The organism is Oceanospirillum beijerinckii DSM 7166 (assembly GCF_000422425.1).
Lineage (GTDB): Bacteria > Pseudomonadota > Gammaproteobacteria > Pseudomonadales > Halomonadaceae > Oceanospirillum > Oceanospirillum beijerinckii.
The window spans coordinates 57,551-74,597 of the sequence record NZ_AULT01000033.1; the positions used below are offsets into that span (position 1 = coordinate 57,551).

The following is a 17,047-nucleotide window of genomic DNA, read 5'->3' on the forward strand; positions in this document are numbered from 1 at the left end:
GGCAGGATGAGCCGAGCCGTGATCAATCCTTATCGTTGCAACATTCTGATACTCAATGCTTAAGCAGATCTGTTCTGCGCCAAGCGGTCTACCAGATAGATAATCGACTGGTAGGGGATACCACTGTGTTCGCTTAAACCAATCTCACAGGTACGGCTGTTGGAGTACCCCTCAGTACAGCCCGCTACCGCCGTTGGCAGATCTTTTAATGCCGCCGCATTCAGCTCAGGGTGAGAAAATCCTTTATCACCTGCAAAACCACAGCAGGTAATATCCGGTGGGATAACCACTTCTTTGGCACACGCTTTGGCCAGAGAAACAAACTTATCGGCCAGCCCCATTTTGGTGGTGCTGCAGGTGACGTGCAGAGCTATACGCTCTACCTGAGACGAGAGAGTCAGGCGCGGCAACACGAAATCGTGGATAAACTCCACCTGTTCGTACAGTCGCAAACGGCTATCCAGCTTGTCACGCATTCGCATCAGACAGGGACTGGTGTCGCAAAACACCGGATAAAGCCCATTGTGGGTTGCTTTAAGTAAAGCTTGGTTCAGTTCTTCTGCTTTTGCATCTGCAGTTTCAAACTGACCTTTACTCTGGAACGGCATACCACAGCATTGCGCACCTAATTCCTCGGGAATCACGACACTAAAACCCGCTTTATTCAGCAGACTCATGGCCACTTCCGGCGTGGATCTGTCCTCACCCTGATCCCGTGCAGGCCCCATAATGCGGGTCGCACAGCTTGGCAGGTACACCACCTTGTCCCCCTGATGACTGGGTGGGTACTGCTTTAACACGGTGTCCATCTTAGGTGCAGCCCTTGGCATCGACGGTGTCCATTGTTGTACCCGGTTGCCAGAGATTTTTCGCGCGGCACCGGTTACGGCAGACATTGTCTTACTGCCAACGGCAGCATGCATTCCATCCGCTACCTTTAACATGACACGAGAGCTGTTGGCAACGCCCTCAAAGTGACTACCCAGCCACGAAGACACGCCGGAGTAACCTTTGTTACGTTCATGACGCAGGCTGCGAGTCAGATCTCCGGTATTGATACTGACCGGACATTTTTCTTCGCATAGACCACAACCGGCACAGGTATCAATGCCCTGATAGTCGTATTCGCCGACCATCTCTTTTAGCCTGTCAGCATCGTCACCAGCGGCTTCTAAGCGGTTGATCTCACGCCAAATGACAATGCGTTGACGAGGGCTCAAACTCAGGTTTCGGGATGGGCAGGATGACTCACAAAAACCACACTCAATACACTTATCCACCAGCTCACTGGCCGGAGGTAATGGCTTTAAATTTTCTAAATGTAAATTTTCGTTACGGGTCAGAATAACATCGGGATTAAGCAGGTTTTCGGCGTCAAAAACGGCTTTTAGCTGCCACATCAATTGGTAGGCATCTTTGCCCCATTCCAGCTCAACAAAAGGCGCCATATTACGCCCCGTGCCGTGCTCAGCTTTCAGTGAACCCTTGTATTTTACGGCTACCAGGCCAGCGACCTCATCCATCAGCAGCTTATAACGCTCGACCTCTTTGTCGTCATCAAAGCCCTGGGTGAAGACAAAGTGCAGGTTACCTTCTAAGGCATGACCAAACAGCAGGGCTTCGTCGTAGCCGTATTTGCGGAACACCTGCTGCAGCTCTAATACGCCTTCAGCTAACTGCTCAATAGGGAAAGCAACATCTTCAATAATCACCGTAGTACCGGTCAGGCGCACGGCCCCCACCGCTGGGAACAGGCCTTTGCGAATTTTCCAGTATAGGGCGTAGGTAGCCGGGTCTTCGGTAAATTCGATCGGCGCAACGGTTTCGATACCGGCAATGGCTGCCGTCACCTCAGCCAGCTTTTGATCCAGCTCGTCACGGGTGCTACCACGCACATCCACCAGCAGTGCCGCAGCATCTTCGCCCAGCGTTTTCAATATCTCCGGCATACCCGGCTGATCTTCCACCGCATGCAGACCGGCACGGTCCATCAACTCTACCGCCGCAACCGGTGTCGGCTTCATCGCCGTGACGGCACGACAGGTGGTTTCGATATCCGGGAAGAAGATCATCGCCGCGGCTTTTAGCGGGTGTTCCTCCACCGTGCGATAAGTCACCTCACTGATAAAGCCCAGCGTACCTTCTGAGCCGATCATCAGGTGCATCAAAATATCGAACGGATCACTGTAATCCACCAGGCTGTTCAAACTGTAACCTGTGGTGTTTTTCAGGCGGTATTTATGACGGATCAGCTCGGCCAGTTCTCTGTTGGCACGAGTCTCTTCGCCCAGCTTTTTCAATTCGCTGAGCAGTTCACCATGGCTGTGTTCAAACGCCTGACGGCTGGAGGGATCAGCGGTATCCAGCAGGGTGCCATCGGCCATAATGATGCGCATGCTATCGACGGTGTTATAACTGTTTTGCGCCGTACCGCAGCACATACCACTGGCGTTATTAGCGGCGATACCACCAATCATAGCCGCGTTAATCGAAGCCGGATCAGGGCCGATCTTACGCTGGTAAGGTGCCAGAATCTGGTTCGCCTTGCCGCCGATCACACCGGGTTGCAGAGAAACACGATCGCCCAGATCATGCACCTGATAACCGCGCCAATTACTGCTCAGCTGAATCAGTACGGAATCGGTCACCGCCTGACCGGACAGACTGGTACCCGCCGCACGGAAGGTCACCGGCAGCTTACGGGCTCGGGTCAGTTTTAATACCCGAGACACTTCATCTTCATTATCAACCCGCACCACCAGCTGAGGAATCAGACGATAAAAGCTGGCATCTGTACCATAAGCGAGTGTGCGCAGTTGATCGTGGATCAAACGCTCTTCTGGCATGAACTGACGCAGTTCGTTGTAAAGTTCCTGGTATTGCTGCTTCATGGTTTGCCTCACCTATTACCGATCTAGCGGTCTACCGATCCTGCACCTGTTATACCATTCCCGATAAGTTTCTTGATATCAGAGTAGGCTGGATAAGCGGAGCGCCATCCGACACTGACTCCGATACCGGGTGATTGTCGGAAGGCGCCTTACGGCTTTTCCGACCTACAACAACTTATCGGATTGGGTATTAGGCCTTATTTGCGGACGTTTGATGCCTGAAATGAGCTGTTTTTGCGCTCAAATACCAAATTCAGGATGCAAGCATCCAACAGGGGATAACAAGCTATCCCTGCGGGTTATTTTTTAATCAAGAATCTGGCGGCCTATGATTAAAACTATCTCAACCCAGGCCACCATGAGTGGAACGCTTATTGCCGAATCAGAACAATCAGCTCCTTGGGCCCATGTACGCCATAGGCCAGGGTTTGCTCAATATCCGCCGTTTTGGACGGCCCCGAGATCAACAGCGCATTGGTTGGCATGCCTTGCTGCACCCAGCCCCCGGAGACAATCACCTCGTGGAAGGTGTTTTTCAGTTGCCCGGCATCCAGAATGGCAAAGTGAATCGGTGGTACCAGGGTCATCAGTCGGGGTTGATCGTTATCCGGCCACAGCACCAGAGAGCCGGTCTCTGCGACGGCACTGCGTACATCGGTCACCGCACCATCGACATTGGAGAACAGCTCGGCTTTCCAGCCTTCGATAGGCTGGTCATAGCTCAACAGCTCCGGCAGACCGTCTTCGGACCAATCGGCTCGCACATCAACACCCACCTGAGCTTGTTGCGGTACCAGCATATTGTTCAGCCCTTTGGCCTGAGCCAACTCTTTCAGCTTATCCAGCCAGTTGTCTTTGCTGACACGATGAACTTCAGCGTGAACCGATTCGATCTTCTGCTGGAACAGATCGATCTTGTCTTCATCAGACCACTGCTTGGCCTGCACGATAGAGAAATCACTCTCAGGTGCGCTGATCGCCCCGTCGCGGCGCTGATATAAACGGTTCAGAATGGCATCACGAGCGCTCATTATTTCTCCCCTCCGTTTTTACCACGGGCTTTAACCTGTTGATGCAGTGTGCTGGGGGCCAGCTTGGGTGCGGTACGACACTTGGTCCAGGCACCGATTTTATTGGGCATCAGGAAACGGAATACGGTAGCAGCACCGGTACCGGTACGATACAAACCACCGCTCTTATGCATCTTGGCCCAGCCTTTCCAGATCAGGCTTTCGCTGGTGGAGCGCTTGCTGCCACGGCCTTTCACACTGGAGTTATTGTGATCGGAATCACCGGCCACGGACTCTTCACGCAGGCGTACCAGCAGTTTAGGAATCGGGATACGCACCGGACACACTTCACCACAGGCACCACACAGGGATGAGGCACTGGGCAGATCTTTAGCATCGTCCAATCCCGCCAAGTGTGGCATCAGGATTTTGCCAATGGGGCCAGGATAGGTGTAACCGTAGGCATGACCACCAATACGGGTATAGACCGGGCAGTGGTTCATACAGGCACCACAGCGGATACAGCGCAGGGTATCCAGCAGCTCATCGTCCTGATAAATATTTGAACGACCGCTATCCACCAGAACCAGATGTACCTCTTCCGGGCCGTCCAGTTCGCCCTCTTTACGGGGGCTGGAGATCATATTGAAATAGGTGGTGATATGTTGACCAGTAGCAGAGCGGGTCAGTAGCGACAATAGCGGCGCGACATCTTCCAGGTTTTCCACCACTTTTTCGATACCGGTCACGGCGATATGCACCGGAGGTACTGTCGTCGTCAGACGGCCATTACCTTCGTTTTCCACCAGACACAGGGTGCCGGTTTCTGCCACGGCAAAGTTAACACCAGACACGCCCACGTCAGCCTTTTCAAAACGCTTACGCAGTTGTTGACGGGCCTCGGCGGTCAGATACTCCACATCACGGGATTTTTTAGTCCCGGTTTTGTCGTGCATCAGATCAGAGATCTCATCAGTATTCTTGTGGATCGCGGGCATAATAATGTGCGACGGCGTTTCTTCCGCCAGCTGCACGATGTATTCACCGAGATCCGATTCCAGCGCTTCAATGCCGTGTTTTTCCAGGTAATGGTTCAGCTCCATCTCTTCGCTGACCATGGACTTACCCTTGATCACGCTCTTGGCATTTTTCTGCTGACAGATATCGAGAATAATCTGACACGCTTGATCACCATTTTCCGCCCAGTGTACTTTGACACCGTTGGCGGTCAGGTTTTCTTCCAGCTTTTCCAGCAGTTCCGGCAGTTTGGACAGAGCGCGCAGACGAATCGCTGCGACCAGGTCACGCAGGCCTTGTAGTTCATCATCGGACGGAAACGCCGCCTGACGTTTATCCATCAGACCATCCATCGCCTTACGGAAGTTGGCGCGGATCTGTGGATTGTTGATCGCCTCATGTACCCGTGGATGAAACTCTTTAACCCCGCTCTGGGCAGTCTTTTCCGGCTGATTATGACTCATGGCAGCGTCTCCACAGGAAGCTGGCAATATGCTCGCCTTTGAACTCTTTTTTCATATGCTCGGCAGCACCGGTGATATTCATCATGCAACCGCAATCACTGCTGATCAGGGTATTGGCACCAGTAGCATCAATGGCTTCCACCTTATCGGTGACCATGGCTTCGGAGATCTCCGGGTGACGCACAGAGAAGGCACCACCAAAACCACAGCACTCTTTAACCCGTGCCTGCTCAACCAGCTCGACATTATCCAGTTGGCCCAACAGCGCCGGACCCACTTCGCCCAAGCCCATTTCACGCCGGGCACTGCATGAGGTATGCATGGCGACCTTGATCGGCTCGCCTTTGTCTTCCAGCTTGATATGGCAGACGTGCATTAAAAATTCAGTTAACTCATAGATACGACCGGCAACCTCTTTTGCCTTGGCTTCTTCCGGGTGGCCCGCAAACAGTTCAGGGTAATGTTCGCGCATCATGCCTGCACAGGAACCGGACGGCAGCACAATAGGATAATCACCAGGAAACAGGCCTAACTGAGCAGCGGCCACTTCACGGGCCTGGTCGTGATAACCGGAGGTATAAGCCGGTTGACCACAGCAGGTCTGGTCCTGAGGGAAGATCACCTCAATGCCCTGTTTTTCCAATAACTGGATACCCGCCATTCCCGCGTCGGGATAAAACATGTCCACCAAACAGGTGCCGTAGAAGTACACCTTCTCAGGTTTGGGGGGATAAAGTTTGATACTACTCATGGCTCATCACGCTCGTATTATGTCAGGATTATCCTGCTGGATTAGTAATGCTGATTGTCCACCACCGACCTGTCTTAGGCAGTGCCTCAACACCCTGTCCCTGCTTATCGTTATAATTAGTCGTTTTGCTTGGTTTTGTTTATAGCTACTGCTATTGGATCTTTCTATATCAGATCTTATGAAGCAGCGGGTGGTTAGAATGGCTGTGCTCTGAAGGCCCCACCCGCTGTTATTACTACTTCTTTATATTGCTATTACTTTATATGGCAGGCTTATCCGTAAGCTTGGGCCGGTAACCACAGTACCAGCTCAGGCCAGATCACCAGAACGACCAGTGCCAGCAGCTGAATACCGATAAACGGAACCACACCTTTGTAGATATCTACCAGCTGAACATCAGGAGGACATACGCCCTTCAGATAGAACAGGGAGAAACCCACCGGCGGTGTTAGGAAGGAGGTCTGCAAGGCCATGGCAACCAGCATCACAAACCAAACCAGTTCAGGGTTGTCGACCACACCGTAGCCGTTGATATCCAGGCCCAGCGCCGAGATCACAGGTGCCAGCAGCGGCAGTGCAATCAGGGTGATCTCAATCCAATCCAGGAAGAAGCCCAGCAGGAAGATAATCGCCAGTACACAAGCAATGATGCCGTAAGTACCAAATGGCAGACTGGTCAGCCAATGCTCGATCAGCTCATCACCACCCAGCTCACGCAGTACCAGAGCAAAACAGGTCGCACCCAGGAATACCGCAAAGATATAGGCCGTGGTGTTATAGGTGCCTGAGGCCACTTCTTTAAACACTTTGAAGTTCAGCTTCTTGTTGTGCCGCGCCAGCAGGGTTGCACCCAGCGCACCTACACCAGAAGCCTCTGTGGCTGTGGCAATACCGGCAAAGATAGAACCCAGTACCGCAAAGATCAGCGCGACCGGAGGCAGAATGCTCTTTAAGACCGCGACGATCATTTTCCACTCAACCGGTTTGGCATCTTTTGGCAGAGGTGCTGCGCTTGGTTTGAAGACACCTACACCCAGGATAAACAGGATGTACATCACACCCAGCATCAGACCCGGAATCACAGCGCCCATAAACAGGTCGCCCACAGACAGCGCCAGCTGATCCGCCATAATCACCAGCATGATCGACGGTGGAATCAGAATACCCAGCGTACCCGCACTGGCGATCGTACCCAGCGCCAGGGTTTTGGAGTACTTCTGCTCCATCATAGCAGGCAGAGACATCAGCCCCAGCAGTACCACAGACGCACCCACAATACCGGTGGACGCCGCCAGAATAATACCGATTAGGGTGACCGTAATCGCCAGACCACCGCGCACACGACCAAACAGCTGTTGGATCGATTGCATCAGGCGCTCAGCGACACCGGAGCGGTCCAGCATGATGCCCATAAAGATAAACATGGGCAGGGCCACCATGACCCAGTTATCCATAATCTTATAGATGCGGTTAACCACCAGACCCAGGGTCAGCATATCCAGGCCGGTAAAGGTATCCAGGTACATATCTGACAGGTAGCCGATAAAGCCAAAGGCGACACCGACACCACCCAGAACAAACGCTACCGGGAAACCGGTAAACAGTAACACGATGAAACTCATGAACATCGCGATAACTAGAATCTCATTCACTTCCATCACAACGCCCCTTATTCACCCTTAATCAGGCCTTTCACGTCACGAATCAGACGGGACAGACCAGCAATAAACAACAAACCAAAACTCAGAGGAATCACGGACTTAATCAGCCAGCGATAAGGCAAACCAGTTGGGGAAGCTGAGCTTTCATTGATGCGCCAGGAGTCATACACAAACGGCAGACTGGCATCAAAGACAACGTAGATAAATGGGAACATCAGGAACAAGATACCGAAAATTTCCCACAGACGCTGAGCGCGACGGCTCAGACGCATATGAATCAGATCCACCCGAATGTGGGAGTTAGTGACCTGCGCATAGGACACACCAAACATTACACCGATGGCATAAAGGTGCCACTGCAGTTCTTCCAGAACTACCATTCCATGATTAAAGCCATACCGTAGAACCACCTGGGTAATAATCACCAGCATGAGGATGACGTATGACCAGGCAAAAATTTTACCGGCAGCTAACACGATATTGTCGAGCATATCGGCAATCGCGGAGTCTACCTTATGGGAGGACGTTGTGTGAGACACAGCCACGCTCCTGAATCATCATTTGGGGGATGTAACAGACCCGAAGGGTCCAGACTTGTGCCTGTATACTTCAGGCTTGGTCATTTAAACAGAGGGCAGGCTTCGCAGCACCCCCCCTGTTTTGGTGATAACCCCGCTTCCGGCAAGCCGGGAGCGGCATGATCACCCTGTGACTAAGACATTAAACTGTCAGTCCGATCACCAACGAGCCAACGCTTACTTACGTGGCAGGAAGGCGTTCTGGCCCCACAGTTTGTAGTCTTCGCGGAATGCACTCATGTCATCCCAGATTTTCTTGAACATAGGGTCAGCAGCAGACTGCTCAGTTACCACCTCATCCCAAGCGCCCTGGAAAGCGTCCAGCATGGTGTCGTTCCACTGCATGATTTTCACGCCGCGTTTCTCTACGTTCTCTTTCATAGCAGAGAATTGCTTCGCTTCACCTTCAGCGAAGGAATCCGCCATAGATGCTTTACACACCTGATCCATAGCCGCTTGCTGGCCTTTAGACATCTTGTTCCAAACGTCTTTGTTGATCAGCAGTTCGAAAATAGTGGACTGCTGGTGCCAGCCAGGGAAGTAGTTGTACTTCACGATTTTGTGGAAGCCCACACGGGTATCAACCGAAGGCGTGGAGAATTCTGTCGCGTCGATCGCACCTTTCTCCAGTGCCGGGAAGATTTCAGAGCCTGGCAGCAGAGAGGTGGAAACACCCAGTTTCTCCATCACTTTTGCACCCAAACCGAAGAAACGCATACGCAGACCTTGCAGATCTTCAGGTTTCTCGATTGGTTTTGCGAACCAGCCAGAGGTCTCTGGTGGATTGATCGCACATGGCAGTACTTTTACGTTGTAGCCCGCAGTATCGTACATCTCTTGATACAGCTTCATGCCGTTACCGTAGTACATCCACGCCATGTATTCACCGGCATCAGGACCGAAAGGTACGGCAGAGAACAGCGGAGAGGCTGGGATCTTACCGGCCCAGTAACCTGCTGTGGTGTAACCGGCATTGATCTTACCGGCAGATACCGCACCCAGAATTTCGAACGGAGCAACCAGTTTGCCCGGCTCGTAAACCTTCATGCGGATCGACTTGTTCGTGACCAGTTCAATCTGTTCCGCTACCTTAGGGATTGGGGTGCCCAGACCCGGCAGACTGGTTGCGAATGCCACTGGCACCTTCAGCAGAATTTTCTGGTCTTCAGCAGATGCGTCAAACGCTACACCTGCCAGCGCAACAGAGACAGAGGTAGCGGCCAGAGTGGCTTTCATCATTTTCTTCATGATCGATTCCCGTGCTTTGGATTTGTTTATTCTTATCTCACCAGCCCACTTTCAGGCCAGTACATCCAGTTAGAATCAAATTGGTAAAACCAATTTACAAGACTCAGGTGACAAAGATAGTGACCTTCTGGTTCTTTTGTCAAACTTCTTTGCGACTAAATAAGACCTAAGTATGAAAAAACGCACTAAGAAAGGGAGCATTAACCGGAAAAATCCCTGTATCGGTGCAAAATATAATAAAAAAACCTACTAACTGCCCCGAAACGACAATAAAAAACAGGGATTTTTTCTAAATCAGGGTGGAAGACGAAACAAAAGCTGAAAAGATGCTATATTTGACACAGACAAAAACTGGACGCAGTATTGGTAATACCAATTCACAACAAATAATATGATAAGCTGCGCAGCAGTAAACTTTATATCGCCTGAGTTGAATATAGTGGACAAAAAGAATTACCGCCGGGTAAAACAGCCGAAAATATCTGACATTATCATGCAGCAACTGGAAAGCATGATCCTTGAAGGCGCACTGAAGCCAGGCCAAAAGCTACCACCGGAGCGGGAGCTTGCGGCACAATTTGAGGTATCCCGTCCCTCTTTGCGTGAGGCGATTCAGAAGCTGACCGCCCGTGGCCTGTTATTCAGCCGCCATGGCGGAGGCACTTTTGTCTCTGAGGAGCTGGGCAGCTCCTTTACCGACCCTCTGCATGAGCTACTGAGTTCTCACGATGAATTTCTCTACGATCAGCTGGAGTTTCGTGACGCTCTGGAAGGCCTATCCGCTTACTATGCGGCCATGCGCAGTACCGAGGCGGATAAAGAAGTCCTGACCCGTCGCTTTAATAATCTGATCGACGTCTACGAAAAAAATGATCCGGTACTGGAAGCCAAAATGGATGCGGAATTCCATATGGCCATTGCCGAAGCGGCTCATAACGTGGTGTTGCTGCACACCTTGCGTGGATTATTCAGCACATTAGAGAAGAGCATCGTCTCCAACCTGAAAAACCTGTTTGAGAAAAAAGAGTCGCGTCCGGTACTGTTTGCCCAGCATAAGGCGTTATATGACGCCATTATGGAAGGCAACCCGGAGAAAGCACGGGCCATGGCTCATGAGCATCTGGTGTTTGTTGAAGACAGCCTGCTGGAGATGAGTCGTCAGGAAACCCGTGTGGAGCGCTCATTACGACGCGCGCAAGCAGAGCCTAAGTAAATCGAGCACATAAGAAAATCAAGCACATAGAGTAAACGGGACGACCAGATACACCCGGAATCATGATAAACAGCACGGCAGACAAAAGCAGCGATACCAACTCCAGTACACCCGGACTCTATAGCCTGGGGGCTTTGCTATTACTTATCTTTTTGATCTGGCAGGCGGCGGTGTGGACCAAGCGCTATGAGATTCAACAACTGCAGCGTCAGGCGCAGCATGAACTCAGCCTGAATATAGCCACCCTGCGCGGCAAACTGGATAAATACGAATATCTGCCCGAACTGCTGGCCACCAAACAGGAGTTGGCGCACTTTTTACAAAATATCAGTGTGCAATCGACCCTGCAGCTTAATACCATGCTGAAAACCTATCAGCAGATAGCTCATGTCTCAGATATCTACCTGCTGAACAGCCAGGGCACAACCGTTGCCACCAGTAACTGGCAGAGCCCACGCAGCTTTATCGGTAAAAACTTTAGTTTCCGCCCCTACTTTCAGGATGCCATTAAAGGTCAGAAAGGCCGTTTTTATGGTTTGGGGACGACATCCGGTGAGCGCGGTTATTACTACTCCTATCCGGTTTTTTCCGGCCAGGCAGTGATTGGTGTTCTGGTTGTCAAGATTGTGATTGATGATCTGGAGATCCCCTGGCAGGACCCCAACACAGAGTTTCTGGTCACGGACCCCTATAGCGTGATCTTTATCAGCAGCCGAGAAGGATGGCTGCTGCGCAGCCTGCAGAATATCCCGGAGGAGGATGCCCAGCGTCTGCAGAGTTCCCGTCGTTATGGCAGTCAGGAGATTCCACCTCTGGCCTATCGTGTTACTCAGGTATTGGATGCCGACAGTCAGCTGGTCAAAATCACACCCACCGCTGAAGAGGAAGCCACCAAGGTCAACCTCTACCTGCAAGCCAGCCGCCCGATGGCCGATGCGGGATGGCGGGTGCATATTCTGAAAAATGCCCGTGGTGTCCGTACCGAAATCCTGAAAAACTGCCTGCTCACCGCCGGTATCTATCTGGTGGTGGTGCTGTTATCCATGTACAGCATACAGCGCCAACGCATCCAGAAAGAGCGTATTCGCCACGACCGTGAAACCAAGAAAGCACTGGAGATTAACGAAGCCCGAATCCGCGCCATTCTCGATAACACCAAGGCGGGTATTGTTACGATGGACCGTCATGGTCGCATCGACTATATCAACCCGTCTGCGGAGTTGATGTTTGGTTATCAACTCCACGAGCTGCACGGCCACTACTTTACCGAGCTAATCCCCAATGAGCACCAGACAGAATGCGCTGAAGCGCTGCAAAAAATCAATAGTGCTCCCTTAGAGATCAAAGGCTTACGTAAAGATAGCTCGCTCATCCCCATTGAGATTCTGATCAGCATGATGAGCCGGGGACAACACACCGACTATATGATCACCCTGCATGATATTACCGAGCGTAAGCAGCATGAAGAGGCGCTGCAGCAGGCCTATGATCAGATGGAGAGTCGCGTGGTTGAACGCACTCAGGATCTGACCGAGCCCAATGCCCGGCTCAAACAGGAGATTGAACAGCACCGTCATACCACGGAAACCCTGCAAAAGACTCAGGATGAACTGATTCAGGCGGCAAAACTGGCGGTTCTGGGACAGATGAGTGCCAGTATCAACCATGAATTGAATCAGCCCCTAGCCGCAATTCGTGCCTATGCAGAAAATGGCGTGACCTTTCTGGAGCGGGATATGGCGGAGATGGCGCAAACCAATCTGGAAGAGATTGTCGAGCTGACCGACCGTATGGCTTCCATCAGTGCCCAGTTAAAGCTATTTGCCCGTAAGAGCGAGGGGCAGCTGAGCCTGATTTCACCGAAAGCGACAATGGAATATGCCCTCAGACTGTTTAAGCCCCAGATCGAAAAAGAGCAGGTCACGCTGGAGCTAATGACTCCAGAGCAGGAATACTTTGTCCGCGCCGATGGTGTACGTCTGGAGCAAGTACTGGTTAATCTGATCAGCAACGCCTTGTTTGCAGTGGCAGGCCGGGATAAGCGACAGCTCAGGATTACATTGCAGCGGCAGCAACAGCAACAGCAGAGCCAGCCCGGGAGCCTGATGCAAAACGAGACACAGGCAATACCCATGGAGGATCAGTTCTGGATCGATGTCAGTGACAGTGGTTCCGGCATCGCCGAAGAACATTTGGGACAGATCTTTAACCCCTTCTTCAGCACCCGTGAGGGTGGCAAAGGCCTGGGACTCGGTCTTTCAATATCCTACCGTATTATTCGGGACTTTGGCGGTACGCTAACCGCATTCAATCACCCGGAAGGCGGGGCCACGCTGAGAATTATCCTGCCGCTTGCAGAAGTCGAAGCCGGAGAGAAACTCCATGAGGTATAATAGATGCTCATGCTAACCATCCGGCTGTAGAAGGGTTTAAATAATGACTGACAGTATCGAAGTGTTTGTAATTGATGATGAAAAACACCTGCGCATTACTGTCGCACAAACCCTGGCCCTGGCCGGTTATCAGCCGAAAAGCTTCGAGGGTGCCGAACACGCCCTGCATCAGCTGACACCGGAATGGGATGGCGTAATTATCTCCGATATCCGTATGCCCGGTATGGATGGTCTGGAGTTTATGCGTGAAGCCCTTAAGATCGACCGGGATATTCCTATTATTCTGATCACCGGCCATGGCGATATCTCCATGGCGGTCAGTGCCATTCGTGAAGGCGCGTATGACTTTCTGGAAAAACCCTTCTCCAACGATCTGCTACTGGATGTGGTCAAACGAGCCTATGAAAAACGCCGCCTGACCCTGGAAAACCGCCAGCTGAAACAGGAGCTGGAACTGCACAGTGCACCCGGCCCACGTATTATCGGCAAGACCCGAGTTATGCAGCAGCTACTGCGTATGATCACCCAGATCGCAAAACTGGATGCGGATGTGCTGCTGTTTGGTGAAACCGGAGCCGGTAAAGACCAGATTGCCCGTTATCTGCGTGAACACAGCTCCCGACAGGGTAAGAACTTTGTAGCCATCAACTGCGGTGCGGTGCCGGAAAGCATTATTGAATCCGAGCTGTTTGGTCATGAACCCGGTGCTTTTACCGGCGCACAGAAACGCCGTATCGGTAAGTTTGAACATGCCAATGGCGGCACTCTGTTTCTGGATGAGATCGAGAGCATGTCTCTGTCGCTGCAGGTTAAACTGCTACGGGTGTTGCAGGAGCGTTGCATCGAACGTTTGGGTAGCAATGAACTGATCCTCCTCGATATTCGCGTGATTGCAGCCACTAAAGTGGATCTGAAAGATGCCTCCGAAGCCGGTCATTTCCGGGAAGACCTCTACTACCGCCTTAACGTCGTCACGCTGGATATCCCACCGCTGCGGGAGCGGATGGAAGATATCCCACTGCTGTTCCAACATTTTGCCCTGATCGCCTCAAACCGAGTGGAACGGGAAGCACCGCCACTGGATGGTGCTCATATCTCTGTTCTGATGAGCCATAACTGGCCGGGTAACGTACGGGAACTGAAAAACCTGGCGGAACGCTATGTGCTGCTGGGCGAAACCTGTGACTATAACCTTGAACAGCTGATGCACGGCGAGGAAGCCAGCAAACCGCTGACCCTGCCACAGCAGGTGGAGATGTTTGAACGTAGCCTGATCGAGCAGGAATTGACCCGCCAGAAAGGCCCCATCAAAAACACAATGGAAGCCTTAGGCCTGCCGCGCAAAACCCTGTACGACAAACTGAAAAAATACGGCCTGCGCCGGGATGATTTCACCTGATTCTTATCCTCCTTAGCGATTTAATCCAAAGCCATCGCTTTGCCGTATAAGCGGGTTCACTATTATCCAAGGAGCGACAAGTGAGCCATAAGACAATCGCGATAATCGGTGCGGGTATTGCTGGCGCATTACTGGCGCGGCAGCTGGCTGATGCAGGTATTCAGGTTGAAGTCTTTGAGAAAAGCCGGGGTACAGGCGGTCGTCTGGCGAGTACCCGTTTAGGTGATCACAGTGTTGATCTGGGTGCCCCCTATCTGGAAGCTCATAGCCCGGAGTTTAAGCTTTGGCTAGAGCAGCAGGTTTCCCAGCAACACCTACACCACTGGCAGCCTAAACGGTCAGATTTTCAGCGGCAAGCACGGCCTGAGCAACGCTATTATGTGGGCAATAATCGCCTGAGCGCCCTGACCCGACAATGGTTAAGCCAAGGCCCCATTCAGCTGCATACTCAGGTGCGTGTGGGCAGAGTCACCCGTTACGAAAGCGGGGTTTATCTCTACGATGATACCGAGCAACCATTGGGCATCTTTGACTTAGCCGTGATTGCGACACCGGCTCCTCAAGCTATTCCCCTGTTAACCGAGATACCCGCCTGGCAGCAATTGGCTCATGAGATCACACCGGATATTTGCTGGTTACATGCCCTGCAGTTTGCAGACGAAAATCATGCCGAACACCGTCCAAGCGGATTAGCGGTTGATCTGATCGAAGGTCATCACCCTATTTTGCAACGAGCCATCAGAAACAGCAGTAAACCCGGCTGCGAAGGGCCGGAAAGCTGGGTATTGCACGCCAGAAGTGATTGGAGCGAACAGTATGTGGATGCCGACAAAGAGTGGATTGCAGAGCAATTACAGCAAGCCTTTTTTGAACTGATCGGAAATAAGCCCGAAACCAGCCACAGTCGCACGCATCGTTGGCTATATAGCCTGAACGGTACGGTCAACCTGGATCAACCTTATCTGCTGGCTCAGGAGCAAGGGATAGCGGTATGCGGTGATTGGTTACTCAATCAGCAGCAAGAGCATCAGTTACAGGGTTATAGCGCCAGCTGGCTCAGTGCATTAAGTCTGGCCAAGCAACTGATACAGGCTTCAAAATAGTCCCTCTTGAGAATCAGCGTCTTGGTATCAAAGCAGCTTGGAAAAATCATAAGATAAAGTGTCGGATGGCGCTTCGCTTATCCAACCTGCTACTCTGATATCAAGCAACTTATCGGGAATGGTATAAGTTGCCTTCTTTCTTGGCCACTAACTTTCTTGGCCACTAAAAAGCCCCTATGCACCGGATATTTATGTACGGCAGCATAAGGGCTTTTTAATGATCTGAATTGCTGTGGTTCAGACCTTGGGATGATAATAGCGCGGCTACCACAACTGTCGGCGCAGACTGCTCAGCAATTCCATATTGGTCAGCAGGGACCAGAGATCCTGCCAGGGCGGAGCCAATAACAACAAGGCTACGCCAGCCATCAACATCCATAAACTATTGAGCCAGTTATTGTAATCAAACAGCTTCATTGCGGTGCCAAAAGAGCGCTTGATGCGCCCATTCACCAGATCGACGCTATAACACTCGTCCAGCAGCAAGTGAATGACAAAACCACTGAACAGGCATATCCCCATCAGCCAGCTGACCTTGCTGTTTAACTCGACCAGCTGATAGGACAGGGCTGCGGCTAACAGGCTGAACAGCGCTCCCGCCAGTAACGAGTGAAAAATCCCCCGGTGAACGGTAAAACGGGAAAACGCATACCACAGACCATAACGGACAAAGATAAAGCTAACCGTTCCGGCAAGCCACATCATGACGATACTGGCATCTGCACCCAAAATGATAATGGAGAGAATTGCAATCATGCCGCCAAAGACCGAAAACAGCCCTCGGACAACATTAGAATGATTAGAGTCGATATCCGGTAGCAGGCCTCCCAGCATCACCAGCAGCCAGCCCGAAATCGCCTGAGGCAGAGTCGTCATACCTGTTGCCAGAATGCTACTGGCAATCAGGCCACCGCCCAGCGCAGCACCACCTAGGTGTGTCTGAAAATTAGCCATTGTGTTATCGCATTATTATTGATTAATGTTGACATCCTCCCCGCCCTAAAGGACGGGGATTCCTACAGCTAGACGGCCATGCCCGACCGCAAGAATGTTCCTGGCCGCGTTCACATCGCGGTCGTGAGTGACACCACACTCACTGCAGGTCCATTCTCTTATTCGCAAACCTGATCTACCTCTCGGACTACTGACGGAAATACAACCGCAGCACGAACGGGTTTGGGTGGTGTACGACTCATTCACTTCTTTGAAAACAATACCTGCGTGAGCGCATTTATAATCCAGCATCGTTTTCAGCATGGCCCAGCTTGCATCCAGTACAGACTTTGCCATCTTGGTTTTGGCTAATGAGGAGGATTTCA

Annotated in this window: 13 protein-coding genes; 4 read left to right on the plus strand and 9 right to left on the minus strand. The window is 51.7% G+C overall.

Features of this window, described 5'->3' with window-relative positions:
• Window positions 1-59: 59 nt before the first annotated feature.
• The 7 genes from H579_RS0111060 to H579_RS0111090 form a co-directional block, all read right to left on the minus strand.
• A complete protein-coding gene (locus H579_RS0111060; RefSeq protein WP_028300735.1) occupies window positions 60-2,891 on the minus strand; it encodes an FAD-binding and (Fe-S)-binding domain-containing protein in 2,832 nt (943 codons plus the stop codon).
• A gap of 371 nt (window positions 2,892-3,262) precedes the next feature.
• Window positions 3,263-3,922, minus strand: a complete 660-nt coding sequence (locus H579_RS0111065) for a LutC/YkgG family protein (RefSeq protein WP_028300736.1) — start codon at window positions 3,920-3,922, stop codon at window positions 3,263-3,265.
• Window positions 3,922-5,382: a LutB/LldF family L-lactate oxidation iron-sulfur protein gene (locus H579_RS25325; RefSeq protein WP_036566092.1), complete on the minus strand. Its 1,461-nt coding sequence runs from the start codon at window positions 5,380-5,382 to the stop codon at window positions 3,922-3,924. Before H579_RS25325 ends, H579_RS0111065 begins: the two co-directional genes overlap by 1 nt.
• Entirely contained in the window at window positions 5,372-6,133 is a 762-nt protein-coding gene (locus H579_RS0111075) for a (Fe-S)-binding protein (RefSeq protein ID WP_028300737.1), read from the minus strand. The genes H579_RS25325 and H579_RS0111075 overlap by 11 nt, the downstream gene beginning before the upstream one ends.
• A gap of 272 nt (window positions 6,134-6,405) precedes the next feature.
• Window positions 6,406-7,791, minus strand: a complete 1,386-nt coding sequence (locus H579_RS0111080) for a TRAP transporter large permease (protein WP_028300738.1) — start codon at window positions 7,789-7,791, stop codon at window positions 6,406-6,408.
• A gap of 11 nt (window positions 7,792-7,802) precedes the next feature.
• On the minus strand, window positions 7,803-8,333 hold the full coding sequence (locus H579_RS0111085; RefSeq protein ID WP_028300739.1) for a TRAP transporter small permease subunit: 531 nt from the start codon (window positions 8,331-8,333) through the stop codon (window positions 7,803-7,805).
• A gap of 216 nt (window positions 8,334-8,549) precedes the next feature.
• Window positions 8,550-9,620, minus strand: coding sequence for a TRAP transporter substrate-binding protein (locus H579_RS0111090; RefSeq protein ID WP_028300740.1), 1,071 nt, complete (start codon window positions 9,618-9,620; stop codon window positions 8,550-8,552).
• A 493-nt stretch (window positions 9,621-10,113) separates the two neighbouring features.
• Here H579_RS0111090 and H579_RS0111095 point away from each other — a divergent pair, with 493 nt between their 5' ends.
• From H579_RS0111095 to H579_RS0111110, 4 genes are all read left to right on the plus strand, one after another.
• The gene (locus H579_RS0111095) at window positions 10,114-10,833 is read left to right on the plus strand and encodes an FCD domain-containing protein (protein ID WP_051227546.1); all 720 of its coding nucleotides are present in this window, start codon (window positions 10,114-10,116) and stop codon (window positions 10,831-10,833) included.
• A 62-nt stretch (window positions 10,834-10,895) separates the two neighbouring features.
• Complete coding sequence (locus H579_RS0111100) at window positions 10,896-13,226, plus strand: PAS domain S-box protein (protein ID WP_051227544.1); 2,331 nt, start codon at window positions 10,896-10,898, stop codon at window positions 13,224-13,226.
• Between the two features lie 43 nt (window positions 13,227-13,269).
• Complete coding sequence (locus H579_RS0111105; RefSeq protein WP_028300743.1) at window positions 13,270-14,625, plus strand: sigma-54-dependent transcriptional regulator; 1,356 nt, start codon at window positions 13,270-13,272, stop codon at window positions 14,623-14,625.
• Between the two features lie 80 nt (window positions 14,626-14,705).
• Window positions 14,706-15,728, plus strand: a complete 1,023-nt coding sequence (locus H579_RS0111110; RefSeq protein WP_028300744.1) for an NAD(P)/FAD-dependent oxidoreductase — start codon at window positions 14,706-14,708, stop codon at window positions 15,726-15,728.
• Between the two features lie 264 nt (window positions 15,729-15,992).
• Here H579_RS0111110 and H579_RS0111115 read toward each other — a convergent pair whose 3' ends face one another.
• Both H579_RS0111115 and H579_RS28565 read right to left on the minus strand, forming a co-directional pair.
• The gene (locus H579_RS0111115) at window positions 15,993-16,682 is read right to left on the minus strand and encodes a metal-dependent hydrolase (protein WP_028300745.1); all 690 of its coding nucleotides are present in this window, start codon (window positions 16,680-16,682) and stop codon (window positions 15,993-15,995) included.
• 45 nt (window positions 16,683-16,727) lie between these two features.
• The gene (locus H579_RS28565) at window positions 16,728-17,018 is read right to left on the minus strand and encodes an RNA-guided endonuclease InsQ/TnpB family protein (RefSeq protein ID WP_281167049.1); all 291 of its coding nucleotides are present in this window, start codon (window positions 17,016-17,018) and stop codon (window positions 16,728-16,730) included.
• Window positions 17,019-17,047: the final 29 nt, after the last annotated feature.

Excerpts from the sequence above, each read along its gene's own strand:
- H579_RS0111060 (WP_028300735.1), bottom strand. The coding sequence starts at position 2,891 with ATGAAGCAGCAATACCAGGAACTTTACAACGAACTGCGTCAGTTCATG.
- H579_RS0111065 (WP_028300736.1), bottom strand. The coding sequence starts at position 3,922 with ATGAGCGCTCGTGATGCCATTCTGAACCGTTTATATCAGCGCCGCGAC.
- H579_RS25325 (WP_036566092.1), bottom strand. The coding sequence starts at position 5,382 with ATGAGTCATAATCAGCCGGAAAAGACTGCCCAGAGCGGGGTTAAAGAG.
- H579_RS0111075 (WP_028300737.1), bottom strand. The coding sequence starts at position 6,133 with ATGAGTAGTATCAAACTTTATCCCCCCAAACCTGAGAAGGTGTACTTC.
- H579_RS0111080 (WP_028300738.1), bottom strand. The coding sequence starts at position 7,791 with ATGGAAGTGAATGAGATTCTAGTTATCGCGATGTTCATGAGTTTCATC.
- H579_RS0111090 (WP_028300740.1), bottom strand. The coding sequence starts at position 9,620 with ATGAAGAAAATGATGAAAGCCACTCTGGCCGCTACCTCTGTCTCTGTT.
- H579_RS0111095 (WP_051227546.1), top strand. The coding sequence starts at position 10,114 with ATGCAGCAACTGGAAAGCATGATCCTTGAAGGCGCACTGAAGCCAGGC.
- H579_RS0111100 (WP_051227544.1), top strand. The coding sequence starts at position 10,896 with ATGATAAACAGCACGGCAGACAAAAGCAGCGATACCAACTCCAGTACA.
- H579_RS0111105 (WP_028300743.1), top strand. The coding sequence starts at position 13,270 with ATGACTGACAGTATCGAAGTGTTTGTAATTGATGATGAAAAACACCTG.
- H579_RS0111115 (WP_028300745.1), bottom strand. The coding sequence starts at position 16,682 with ATGGCTAATTTTCAGACACACCTAGGTGGTGCTGCGCTGGGCGGTGGC.
- H579_RS28565 (WP_281167049.1), bottom strand. The coding sequence starts at position 17,018 with ATGGCAAAGTCTGTACTGGATGCAAGCTGGGCCATGCTGAAAACGATG.